Raw genomic sequence first — 11,640 nt, 5'->3', positions numbered from 1 at the left:
CGACCCGAGGGGGAAACATGAGGAAGGTTGCCGGCGCAAAGAGACGCCGTCGCTTGTTCAAGCTGGGAGCCGGCGTGACCGCCGGGCTCATCATCACGGCCGGCGGTGTGATGCTCGGCACCTTGCCGGCGAACGCCGTCGTGCAGGCCGCCGACTGTCCGGCCTGGACCGATGGCGGAACGGTGCCTGACGGCACGACGGACTCCGGCGTCGCGGTCTACACGGGAGGCGACTTCACCGCGGAGAACAATGCCGCGGAGTCCGAAGGTCTGCTCGTCGCCATGGGCGGCATGACCGTTGCCAAGAACCCCGACGGGCTGTTCAACGTGGGCGTGGTCGTCGGCGGGTCGGATTACGTTCCCGCGCAGAACGACGTGATGCTCGCTGTGGGCAACGACATCTCCACTCCGGGAACCAACAGGATCGACGTCGCCAGCAACTACGGCGGGTCGGTGAACGTGGGAGGCACCGCCAGCAACCCTTCGGCGATCGCCACGAATGGCGGCACGCTCACCCAGAACATGGGCACGGCGGCGACGAGCACCTGGTCGTCGTTCGGCTCGGGGCTGATCAGCGACTCCCAGCACTATGCGGGTCAGGCCATCACGGGCAGCACGGCGGTGGCCGGAGACCAGGCGACGTTCACGAGCACCTCGACCGCTTCGGCGCAGTACTTCACGATCACAGCCTCCGACCTGGCGAACGTGAAGGAGCTCTACTTCAACGACATCCCGACCGGTGCATCCGTCGTCGTGAACGTCACCGGGCCCGCCACGACGGCCACGCTGCAGCCGAACTACTACAGCGTGAACGGCGTGCGCGCCGACGTGCTGGGCACGAAGCTCTTCGCCGAGGTCTCCAGCCACCTGGCATGGAACTTCGAGAGTGCCACCGACCTCACGCTCGACGGCTCGAGCCAGATCCTCGGCTCGGTGTTCGCGCCGTACGCCACCACGACCATCACGGCGAGCACCAACGGCCGCATCTATGTCGGCGGCGACATCACGATGAACGGCGTCGGCAACGAGCTGCACAACTTCCCGTTCTGCGGTCCCGGCGATGAGACGCCGACGGGCAGCTTCGCGGTGGCGAAGAAGGTCTCGAACCCCGACGGCGTGGAGCTCGACCCAACGCTCGCCTTCAGCGGCACCTACAGCTGCGTGCCGGGCCTCGAGCGCGAGGGGCTGCCGATCAGCGGCACCTGGAGCACCACGGCCGGCAACCAGACGACCATCAGCGGCATTCCCGTCGGTTACGTCTGCACGGTGAAGGAGAACGCCCCACCCGCGGTGGACGGGGCCGAATGGGCGACCAACCCGACGATCGATCCGGCCGACGGCGTGACCATCTCCGATGATCCGGAGACGATCGAGGTCGTGACGGTGACGAACACTCTGTCGACCGTGACGCCGACACCGACGCCCACCCCCACCACGCCGACACCGACTCCGACGTGCACGCCGACCCCGACGCCGACGACCACGCCGACCACCACGCCGACGACGCCCTCCACACCGGCCGCTCCCGGCGGCGGTGGATGCAACGGTGCACTCGCCGACACGGGTTCCGACACGACGGGGGCGACGTTCGCCGCCGTGCTGGCGGGGATAGCCGCCGCGATCGGTGCGGTGCTCGCGCTGCGGGCGCACAAGCGCCACGCGTAGGCAGCAGCCGCTTTCGTTCGCAGCGGGTCGACCCGGGTCTTCGGACCGGGGCCGGCCCGCTACGAACTGTCACGCCTGCGGCCACCCGGATAGGGGCCGGACATCGGCGGCGAGCATTTCTCACCGACCCCGAAGTCCGATAAGCTTGAGGAGTTTGTTAGGAACGCTAGCAAAACAGATGACGACACCCGCCTGAGTCGTTCTCGCTCCCGAACCAGCCCCTCGTGTCGCGCAGCCCTGCGCCGGCATCTGACTCGAAAGCGCTTACCATGCCTGTCGTTTCCCGCGCCCTTTCGCGCCCGCGCGCTCGCGCGCTGTCCGCCGCCGCGGCACTCTCCGTCATCGCCTGCGGCACTCTGTTCACGGCCTCTCCGGCGTTCGCTGCGCCGGGGCAGTCGGCCTCGTGCCCCGCAGGCACGCAGGCTCCCGGTATCGGCAACGACCCGCTGTTCACCGACACCGGTGTTGCCGTGTACGCGGGAGGAACGTTCTCCGCGAAGGGCGGCGCCGCCGAGTCCGAGGGTCTCATGGTCACCGGTGGCGGAGCATCCTTCGCCAGCGGCTACTTCAACCTCGGCGTCGTGGGCGCCGGGTCGGGCATCGTGCCGCCGGCAAAGGGTCTCATGCTCGCTTCCGGCGGTGACGTCACCGTCGGCTCCGGCTCGACCGTGGAGGTCGGTCACCCCGACGGCGGAGGCGTGGATGTCGCCGGCGCGGTCTCCGGCACGCTCGAGACCGACGGCGGAACGCTGAAGCAGCACGACGCGAACGCACTCGCGCCGTTCTCGGGCCTGTCGTCGGCGATCGGCTCGCTCGCCGGGTCGCTGAGCTCGGAGACGACGACCGGAACGACCACGGTGAGCGGCGACTCCGTCACCTTCACCAGCACGTCCTCCGCGAGCCAGCAGGTCTTCGACATCACGGTCTCGCAGCTGAGCGGTGTGCAGGCCGTGACGTTCGAGAGCCTTCCGGTCGGATCGTCGGTGGTCGTCGACGTGACCGGCTCCGGTTCTGCCGTCTTCTCTCCGAACTACATCGCGGTCGGAGCGAATCGGGCGGACAATGCGGCGGAGCAGGGCACCACCACCCTGTTCGGCACCACGGCCTCGCGGGTGTTGTGGAACTTCCCGGCCGCCACGGTGGTGACGCTCGGCGGCTCGAGCCAGATCGTGGGCAGCATCCTCGCCCCGAAGGCGAGCGTGGATGTCACGGCCAGCCTCAACGGGCGACTGTACGTCGGCGGCGACATCACCATGCACGGCATCGGCAACGAGATCCACAACTACCCCTGGATCGGCGGCAAGGGCCTCGGGTGCTCGCAGACCGACACGCCCTCGACTCCGGGCACGAGCACCCCTCCGGCTGAGACGCCCACGACGAATGATGGCTCGACGCCGACCGGCGACTCGACCACCCCTGCCGCGCGGCAGTCGGACACTCCGGATGCCTCGAGCACCGCTCCGCTCACGGCGCCCTACGCCACCCCCGCGGCCAGCGCAGGGCTCGCCAAGACCGGCTCCGACGCGGTGCCCGCGCTGATCGTCGCGGCGGGCGTCGTGCTCCTCGGCGGTGCGGGCGTTGCCGGAGCATCCATCGTGCGTCGCAGGCGTCGTGCCTGACAGCGGCCCCGTGTTCGCCGGGCCGACGGAGTGACCTGACGGGGGTCGCGGTGTCGCCGCGGCCCCCGTCAGATCATCGGCGCTGAGCGCCGCGGGTAGGCTGCACCCCATGCCGATTCTCATGATCGATGTGCTGCCGGCGCGTGCGCCGGAGTCGGTCGACCTGGATGCCACGATCCACCGTTTCGACTCCGCAGCACCGACGCTCGACGTGCGCGACCTCGGGGCGTCGCGTGGTGACGGCGTGTTCGAGACGCTCGGCGTTGTCGGTGGGCATCCGCAGGCCGTCGACGCGCACGTCGCACGGCTGGTGAACTCGGCGGCTCTGCTCGAGCTGCCCGAGCCGAACGTCGCACAGTGGCGGCGCGCGATCGAGGTGGCGGCGGCATCCCTCCCCACCGATCGGCAGGGCGGCATCAAGGTCGTGCTGACCAGAGGCGTGGAAGGAACGAACACCCCGACAGGGTGGATCGTCGCCACGGCATCGAGCAGCGACTTCGCGGAGCGCGAGACCGGCGTTCGCGTGGTCACGCTCGACAGGGGATACGCGAGCGATGTCGCTGCGCGGGCACCGTGGCTGCTCCCAGGGGCGAAGACCCTGTCGTACGCCGTCAACATGGCGGCACTCCGCGAGGCGCACCGTCGTGGCGCCGACGACGTCATCTTCGTCAGCTCGGACGGTTTCGTCATGGAGGCGCCGACGGCGACGGTGATCCTGCGATTCGGGGACAGCATCGTGACCCCGCGAACCGACATCGGCATCCTGCCGGGCACCAGCCAGCTCAGCGTCTTCGCGTTCGCGCAGGCCCGCGGGCTGCGCACACAGGAAGCGCTGGTCCCCGTCGCAGACCTGGGCAGCGCGGATGCCGCGTGGCTGGTCTCGAGCGTGCGCCTCGCGGCTCCGATCACCGCCATCGACGACGTGCCGAAGCCCATCGACCTTCAGCTCACCCGTGAGATGAACGCCGCGCTGCTCGCACGCGAGGACTGAGCCGCGGGTTCCATCGGCGCCTCTTCCGCCGCCAGTCTGTAGGGACGCGCCGGAGGCCGAAAGCATCGCGGAAGCCGGGATTGTAGGGGGCGATGGAGCCGAGTGGCGAAGACGCGCCGTATGGCCTACGATAGATCTTTGGTGTCTTGCACCCGTTTCGCGGTGCGCCCTCTCGAGGTTTCTCGGGGGTGGAATCGACACCGTCCATCCACCGCACGACCGGCACTGCAGTGCCTGAAGCGATAGTGAGGCTATGGCCAAAAAAGACGGCGTAATCGAGATCGAGGGATCTGTGGTCGAGGCGCTGCCCAACGCGATGTTCCGTGTTGAGCTCACCAACGGACACAAGGTTCTGGCCCACATCTCGGGCAAGATGCGTCAGCACTACATCCGCATCCTTCCCGAGGACCGCGTGATCGTGGAGTTGAGCCCCTACGACCTCACCCGTGGCCGCATCGTCTATCGCTACAAGTAAGCAGCAGTCCCGAAAAGTAACGGCCCACGGCGACGTGCGCGGAGCATCCGCGTGTCGTGGCGCACGACGACAGCGAATAAGGAATCACTCATGAAGGTCAAGCCCTCCGTCAAGCCCATCTGCGAGCACTGCCGCGTCATCCGCCGCAACGGCCGCGTGATGGTCATCTGCTCGAGCAACCCGCGCCACAAGCAGCGCCAGGGTTAGGCCCCGCCTCTGCTTGTGGTGCTTGCGAGGCAGTGCCGCTGATCACGATCGCAAGCGATCGCGACGGGGCAGCGCAGCAACACGCAGAGGTGGAGCACACGACTTCCGGGTGCCGTGGCATCCGGGCATAACTCAATATCGAACAACTGCAGCATCAGAACCCGCTTCAGCGGGGGACACCTCGGGTTGGAGGCCCGGGCACCGATGCTGTTCCACACCTCCACCTGAACAACAGGAGAAGCCGAAATGGCACGTCTGGCAGGCGTTGACATCCCGCGCGAGAAGCGCGTGGAGGTCTCCCTCACCTACATCTACGGCATCGGCCGCACCCGCGCTCTTCAGACTCTGAAGGAGACCGGGATCTCTGGTGACATCCGCGTGAAGGATCTCACCGACGACCAGCTGGTCGCCCTGCGCGACTACATCGAGGGCAACTTCAAGGTGGAGGGTGACCTGCGCCGCGAGGTGGCCGCCGACATCCGCCGCAAGGTCGAGATCGGCTCGTACCAGGGCCTGCGCCACCGTCGCGGCCTGCCCGTGCGCGGTCAGCGCACCAAGACCAACGCGCGCACCCGCAAGGGACCGAAGCGCACCGTCGCCGGCAAGAAGAAGGCCCGCTAGGCCACCGCCAGCGCTTCGAGATCTCAGGAGTAGGAAAAACATGGCTGCACCCAAGTCGGCTGTCCGCAAGCCGCGCAAGAAGGAAAAGAAGAACATCGCCGTGGGCCAGGCCCACATCAAGTCGACGTTCAACAACACGATCGTCTCCATCACCGACACCAACGGCGCCGTGATCAGCTGGGCGTCCTCCGGTGGCGTCGGCTTCAAGGGCTCGCGCAAGTCGACCCCGTTCGCCGCGCAGCTGGCCGCCGAGTCGGCTGCTCGCCAGGCGCAGGAGCACGGCATGAAGAAGGTCGACGTCTTCGTCAAGGGTCCGGGATCGGGCCGCGAGACCGCCATCCGTTCGCTTCAGGCCGCCGGCCTCGAGGTGGGCTCGATCAACGATGTGACCCCGCAGGCGCACAACGGCTGCCGCCCGCCGAAGCGTCGTCGCGTCTAGTTCTCTCCTGTATCGGGATGCCAGCACCGCGGCATCCCGATACAGCGCGTGCATAACTCAAAACCTGTACAGAGCAAGCGTCATATAGCGGACGCTTGGCCGAAAGGAATCAACAGTGCTCATCGCACAGCGCCCCACGCTCACCGAAGAGAACATCTCCGAATTCCGCTCGCGGTTCGTCATCGAGCCGCTCGAGCCGGGCTTCGGCTACACGCTCGGCAACTCGCTGCGCCGCACCCTGCTGTCGTCCATTCCGGGCGCAGCGGTCACGAGCATCCGCATCGACGGCGTGCTGCACGAGTTCACGACCATCCCGGGCGTGAAGGAGGATGTCACCGAGATCATCCTCAACATCAAGGGTCTCGTCGTCTCCAGCGAGCACGACGAGCCGATCACCGCCTACCTGCGCAAGACGGGCAGCGGCGAGGTCACGGCTGCCGACATCTCGGCTCCGGCGGGCGTGGAGATCCACAACCCCGAGCTGGTCATCGCCACGCTCAACGAGAACGCGCGCTTCGAGGTCGAGCTGACCATCGAGCGCGGTCGCGGCTACGTCTCGGCTCAGCAGAACCGCAACGAGTACAGCGAGGCCGGTCAGATCCCGATCGACTCCATCTACTCGCCGGTGCTCAAGGTCACCTACCGCGTGGAGGCCACGCGTGCTGGTGAGCGCACCGACTTCGACCGCCTCGTGGTCGACGTGGAGACCAAGCCGGCGATCAGCCCCCGGGATGCCATCGCCTCCGCCGGTCGCACCCTCACCGAGCTGTTCGGTCTCGCCCGCGAGCTGAACAACCAGGCGGAGGGCATCGAGATCGGCCCCGCGCCGGTCGACGCCGTGCTCAGCTCCGAGCTCTCGATGCCCATCGAGGACCTCGAGCTGTCGGTGCGGTCGTACAACTGCCTCAAGCGTGAGGGAATCAACAACGTCAGCGAACTGGTCTCGCTCTCCGAGACGCAGCTCATGAACATCCGCAACTTCGGTCAGAAGTCCGTGGATGAGGTGAAGGACAAGCTGACGGAGATGGGCCTGTCGCTCAAGGACTCTGTTCCCGGGTTCGACGGCTCCCACTTCTACAGCGCAGGCGACGACGAGTACCGCTGATTCGTCTCGCCCCCACCCCACTGAACTGACAACGGAGAAACACAATGCCTAAGCCCACCAAGGGCCCCCCGTCTCGGAGGCGGCCCTGCCCACGAGCGCCTGCTGCTCGCGAACCTGGCCGCAGCCCTCTTCACGCACAAGCGCATCACCACGACCGAGACCAAGGCGAAGCGTGTTCGCCCGCTGGCCGAGCGTCTCATCACGTTCGCGAAGCGCGGCGACCTGCACGCGCGTCGTCGCGTGCTGTCCGTCATCCAGGACAAGGGTGTCGTGTACGAGCTGTTCGACGTGATCGCGCCCCAGGTGGCCGACCGTCAGGGCGGTTACACGCGCATCACCAAGATCGGCAACCGCAAGGGCGACAACGCGCCCATGGCGGTCATCGAGCTGGTGCTCGAGCCCGTGACCCCGAAGCGCAAGGCGCCGGCCGCCCCGCCGTCGCCGGCCGCGAAGGTCGCCGCCGAAGAGGCGGCCAAGGCCGCTGAAGAGGCCGAGGCCGTCGAGGAGACCACCGACGACGCCGCTGCGACCGAGGTCGAGGAGACCCCGGCGAGCGAGGCCGTCAAGGCTGAAAGCGCCGACGAGTCCGAAGAGGCCGTCGAGGCCACCGACACCGACGACGAGAGCGTCGACGCCGGCGAGGACGCCAAGTAACAGCACCTCACGCAGCGAACGGAACCCCCGAGCATCCGATGGATGCCGGGGGTTCCGTTCGTTGTGCACAGAGCCGCTCGCCTGCGGCGCGTGCAGACCGCCGTGTCTGCCACAATGACGTGACCGCACGCCGACGCGGGGAGAGGGGATGCCCGTGGCATCCGTGAAAGCGCCGATGGCGGTTCCGCAGGATCGCGACCTGTCGATCGACTTCGCGCGGGCGTTCTGCCTGCCGATCGTCGTGCTGCTGCACGCCATGCAGATGGGCATCGGCGGTGACCCGCTGCGTGCCTTCAACGCGCTGCAGGGCTTTCAGCCCCTGGCGTGGGCGACCTGGCCGTTGATGATCATGCCGGTGTTCTTCATCTGCGGCGGATTCGCCTCGATCACCCAGTGGCGTCGGCTGCGACGGCGCGGCGAGACCGTCGCCCACTACGTGCGTGTTCGTGCCGTGCGTCTCGCGAAGCCGGTGGTCCTGCTGACCGCCTGCGTCGCTCTCGTGCTCGCAGGCATGACGATGGCGGGCATGGATGCGTCGTTCGTGCAGTCGTTCGCCATCCGCCTCGCCCAACCGCTGTGGTTCATCCCGGTCTATCTGATCTGCACGGCCCTCGTTCCGTTGATGAGTCGCCTGCACAGCAGGGCACCGTATCCGACCTACCTCGTGCTGGCCGCCGGTGCGGTACTCGTCGACGTGCTCGCCCGCGGTGCTCACGTGCCGGTGGGCGCCCTGAATTGGCTGTTCGTGTGGCTCTTCGCCCAGCAGCTCGGGTTCGGGCTCCGTGACGGATGGTTCGAGCGGCGCAGCAGGTGGACGCTCGCTGCGATCGCGGCGGCTTCGTACGGCTTCATCGCGGTGCTGGTCGTGGTCTTCGGGTACTCGCACGACATGCTCGACAACCTCAATCCGCCGACGCTGGCGATTCTCGGTCTGTCGTTGGGACAGGCGTGCCTGTTCGCTCTGTTGCAGCCGGCCATCCGCCGCGCGATGACCCGTCGCGCCGTTCTCGGCGCCGTGGTGGTGCTCGGGGTCTACGGCATGGTGATCTACCTGTGGCACACGTTCGCGATGGCGGTGGTCGTCTCGTTGCAGCTCGTGCTGGGCTTGCGGTACCCGCCCGTCCTGTCGCCGGCCTGGTGGGCGACCAGACCGCTGTGGATCCTCGCGATCGCGGCGATCGTCGCACTGTGCTGCCTCGTGGTGCCGCGTGTGGAGCGCCTGTGGCCTGCGCCTTCGGTCCGCCGCACGCCGCTCGGTGCCGTCATCGTGTGGCTGGCGTTCGCGGTCGCCGGCGTCGCGGTGTTCCTGCTCTTCGGGTATGTGCCGTTCGGATACACGGCAGCCGGGTGGGCAATGGTCACGGTCGCGGTGATCGCACTGCTGATCGGCGGACCGGGTGTGGCGATTCGCAACGGTGCGCGCCGCGAGAGCGAGGGTGTGGCGGCGCCCGCCAACCTGTGACAGCGGGGACGCGCGACGATGCCCGTCATCGCACGTCCGTACAATGTCCCAGGTGACGGCGGAGACGACGGACGCGGCAGAATCGCCAACGCGCATCCGGCTGGGCATCGCGTACGACGGCACGCACTTCAACGGCTGGGCGCGCCAGCCAGGCCTGCGCACGGTGCAGGGCGTGCTCGAAGAAGCGCTGCACACGCTGTTCCGCCGGCACGAACCGGCGCCGACGCTGACGGTCGCTGGACGTACGGATGCCGGCGTGCACGCCATCGGGCAGGTCGCGCACGTCGACCTCACTGCGGCACAGGCGAACTCGTTGCTGCGACCGCGCAAGCCGCGCAACGCGGCCGACGACGCGGATGCCGCCGCCGCCCTGCGCAGGCGGCTCACGGGCATCCTCGGCCCCGCCGACTCCGATGTGATCGTCACAGGCGCACAGCTGGCCGAGCCCGGCTTCGACGCCCGCTTCTCGGCTCTCTGGAGGCGATACGAGTACCGGGTGGCGGATGCCGCGGCGCCGAAGAACCCGCTGCACAGGTTCTCGACGGTCTGGCATCCGACCACGCTCGACGTCGACGCGATGGACGCAGCGGCCGGCACACTGCTCGGGCTGCACGACTTCGCCGCGTACTGCAAGCCGCGTGAAGGCGCCACCACGATTCGCACACTGCAGGAGTTCGGCTGGGCGCGCGACGGGGACGGCGTGCTCGTCGCTCGGCTGCAGGCCGACGCGTTCTGTCACAGCATGGTGCGCGCGCTGGTCGGCGCCTGCGTCGCGGTGGGCGAGGGCCGGCTGGACGGCGATGACCTCGTGCTGCTGCGCGACGTGGGCACGCGAACGAGCGCGTTCAAGGTGATGCCGGCGAAGGGCCTGACGCTCATGGAAGTGGGCTACCCGCACGGGGCGGAGCTCGCGGCCAGGGCGGAGCAGACGCGGGCGCGACGTGTGCTGTGACGCGCGGCGGGCCACAAGCCCTGCTCGCTGAGCGGGCGAAGCCCGCTCAGCCGTCGGATCCTTCGACTCGCTTCGCTCGCTCAGGAAGCAGGCGTGGCGGCCTGCGAGAGGGCGTCCGCCGCAGAACGCAGCGCCTCCGGTTGTTCGACGAGCACGTCGACGGGCTCCTCGCGGCTGACGTTCGGCAGCGCAGCGAAGGCGGCGTTGCGCGCGGCCCGCAACGGCGTGCCGACCGCGAGCGCCACGTAGCCGATCGCACTGTGGTCGTGTCGTCCGAACGCGCGCTTGCGCTCCCACGCGCGACGCAACGACCCGCCACGGCTCACCCGCACGGCGGGCCGCTCAGGCAGCCGCGCCGTCTCCCGCAGAGCGACGAGCATGTCGAGCTGGTGAGCCCAGTCGTCGTCCACCGCCGGATGGAAGTAGTTGTCTTCACGCCAGCCGTCGACGACCTGTTTGAACCGGCCGGCGACCAGGTCGCGCGAGGTGCCGAGCAGACCGCTGCCCATGAAGACCTCGTTGATGAGCTTGCCGCTCACCCCGAAGTCGGCGAGCACCAGCGAGGGCACATCGTGGGCGATCGCCTCCAGGGCCGCCGTCGAGCTGACCGTGACGAAGCCAACGGCACGGTCGAGCTGTGCCGCCATCGAGCCGCCCTCGACGACGAGGTTCGCCGGGGCATCCTCGGGCACGAGGTCGCGGTAGGGGTGCCGCTCCACGTGGGTCTGCCCCTCCCCTGTGGTGGCCCTGATCTTGATGACGACCTCGAGGTGCGGATGAGCGGCGGCGGTCTCGGCGAGCCAGGAGACGAGCATCCTTCGAGCCTCGACGCCCGCAGGAACCGTCGGCTGGGCGGCGAACACGATGCGGTCGCGCCGGCCGCCGATCGGCCCCCTGGCGCGCCCGTGCAGGAACGGCAGGGTCGAGAGTCCGAACCGGTGCGTCATGCCGCGGGACGCCGCCAGCGCACGGTACTCGCGGATCTCCCGGTGGCTGTGCAGCACGAACAGGTCGGCGCGCGCCCGCAGGAACAGTCCCTTCCACTTCGCCGGCGTGGAGATTCCGGGCAGGCCGGTGACGATCACCGGACGCCGGGGCACCCGCTGATGGATCTCGTCGATGAGCACCTCGGCGATCGGTCCGCGCGTGGCGACGAGCACCGCATCCGGACGTTCGCGCCTGATGCGCTCGATGATCTCAGGGCGCGAGAGACGCTCGACCTCGCCGACGCCCGGCGCCGTGCCATCGCCGATGGAGCCTGCACCGCCCCGAACGCCTTCGACAGCGGGCAATGCGCCGAGCGCACTCCTCAGCTGGCCGTCGCTCGCGGTCGCCGCCGTGTTGACGGCGACGAGCGAGCTTCGCCAGCCGGCGGGCATGGTGGCGAGCAGGCTCGCACCCCACTTGACGAACGAGTCGGAGTCGACGATGCCGATGATGCTGCGGGGCAC

11 protein-coding genes and 1 pseudogene are annotated in these 11,640 nt (G+C 68.5%); 11 read left to right on the top strand and 1 reads right to left on the bottom strand.

All coding sequences use genetic code 11. From position 1 onward, the window contains the following. Nucleotides 1-74: 74 nt before the first annotated feature. The 11 genes and pseudogenes from FPZ11_RS09430 (at nt 75) to truA (ending at nt 10,189) form a co-directional block, all read left to right on the top strand. A complete protein-coding gene (locus tag FPZ11_RS09430; protein WP_168203778.1) occupies nt 75-1,664 on the top strand; it encodes a choice-of-anchor A family protein in 1,590 nt (529 codons plus the stop codon). A gap of 269 nt (nt 1,665-1,933) precedes the next feature. Next, on the top strand, nt 1,934-3,283 hold the full coding sequence (locus FPZ11_RS09425; protein WP_146320321.1) for a choice-of-anchor A family protein: 1,350 nt from the start codon (nt 1,934-1,936) through the stop codon (nt 3,281-3,283). Nucleotides 3,284-3,392: 109 nt separating this feature from the next. Beyond that, nucleotides 3,393-4,274: an aminodeoxychorismate lyase gene (locus FPZ11_RS09420; RefSeq protein ID WP_246846615.1), complete on the top strand. Its 882-nt coding sequence runs from the start codon at nt 3,393-3,395 to the stop codon at nt 4,272-4,274. A gap of 253 nt (nt 4,275-4,527) precedes the next feature. After that, complete coding sequence (gene infA, locus FPZ11_RS09415) at nt 4,528-4,749, top strand: translation initiation factor IF-1 (protein WP_021759551.1); 222 nt, start codon at nt 4,528-4,530, stop codon at nt 4,747-4,749. Nucleotides 4,750-4,839: 90 nt separating this feature from the next. Continuing rightward, nucleotides 4,840-4,956: a 50S ribosomal protein L36 gene (rpmJ, locus tag FPZ11_RS09410; RefSeq protein WP_146320319.1), complete on the top strand. Its 117-nt coding sequence runs from the start codon at nt 4,840-4,842 to the stop codon at nt 4,954-4,956. 246 nt (nt 4,957-5,202) lie between these two features. Next, nucleotides 5,203-5,577: a 30S ribosomal protein S13 gene (rpsM, locus tag FPZ11_RS09405; protein ID WP_146320317.1), complete on the top strand. Its 375-nt coding sequence runs from the start codon at nt 5,203-5,205 to the stop codon at nt 5,575-5,577. Between the two features lie 40 nt (nt 5,578-5,617). After that, complete coding sequence (rpsK, locus tag FPZ11_RS09400; protein WP_022900909.1) at nt 5,618-6,016, top strand: 30S ribosomal protein S11; 399 nt, start codon at nt 5,618-5,620, stop codon at nt 6,014-6,016. 115 nt (nt 6,017-6,131) lie between these two features. Beyond that, nucleotides 6,132-7,121 (top strand): DNA-directed RNA polymerase subunit alpha, encoded by a 990-nt coding sequence (locus FPZ11_RS09395; RefSeq protein WP_146320315.1) that lies wholly within the window; start codon nt 6,132-6,134, stop codon nt 7,119-7,121. Between the two features lie 44 nt (nt 7,122-7,165). Next, nucleotides 7,166-7,775, top strand: a pseudogene (rplQ, locus tag FPZ11_RS09390) (50S ribosomal protein L17). Nucleotides 7,776-7,929: 154 nt separating this feature from the next. Then, a complete protein-coding gene (locus FPZ11_RS09385) occupies nt 7,930-9,237 on the top strand; it encodes an acyltransferase family protein (protein WP_168203777.1) in 1,308 nt (435 codons plus the stop codon). Nucleotides 9,238-9,289: 52 nt separating this feature from the next. Next, nucleotides 9,290-10,189, top strand: coding sequence for a tRNA pseudouridine(38-40) synthase TruA (truA, locus tag FPZ11_RS09380; RefSeq protein ID WP_246846613.1), 900 nt, complete (start codon nt 9,290-9,292; stop codon nt 10,187-10,189). An 80-nt stretch (nt 10,190-10,269) separates the two neighbouring features. Here the strand turns inward: truA and FPZ11_RS09375 are convergent, their stop codons facing one another. Continuing rightward, complete coding sequence (locus FPZ11_RS09375; RefSeq protein ID WP_146320307.1) at nt 10,270-11,640, bottom strand: DUF6716 putative glycosyltransferase; 1,371 nt, start codon at nt 11,638-11,640, stop codon at nt 10,270-10,272.

This window comes from Humibacter ginsenosidimutans (assembly GCF_007859675.1).
GTDB classification, from domain to species: domain Bacteria; phylum Actinomycetota; class Actinomycetes; order Actinomycetales; family Microbacteriaceae; genus Humibacter; species Humibacter ginsenosidimutans.
Note: the sequence above shows the minus strand (reverse complement) of the source record. Positions and strands in the feature narration are given on the sequence as shown.

What these genes read in the sequence shown, in the direction of transcription:
- FPZ11_RS09425 (WP_146320321.1), top strand. Translation starts at nt 1,934, where the DNA reads ATGCCTGTCGTTTCCCGCGCCCTTTCGCGCCCGCGCGCTCGCGCGCTG.
- FPZ11_RS09420 (WP_246846615.1), top strand. Translation starts at nt 3,393, where the DNA reads ATGCCGATTCTCATGATCGATGTGCTGCCGGCGCGTGCGCCGGAGTCG.
- infA (WP_021759551.1), top strand. Translation starts at nt 4,528, where the DNA reads ATGGCCAAAAAAGACGGCGTAATCGAGATCGAGGGATCTGTGGTCGAG.
- rpmJ (WP_146320319.1), top strand. Translation starts at nt 4,840, where the DNA reads ATGAAGGTCAAGCCCTCCGTCAAGCCCATCTGCGAGCACTGCCGCGTC.
- rpsM (WP_146320317.1), top strand. Translation starts at nt 5,203, where the DNA reads ATGGCACGTCTGGCAGGCGTTGACATCCCGCGCGAGAAGCGCGTGGAG.
- rpsK (WP_022900909.1), top strand. Translation starts at nt 5,618, where the DNA reads ATGGCTGCACCCAAGTCGGCTGTCCGCAAGCCGCGCAAGAAGGAAAAG.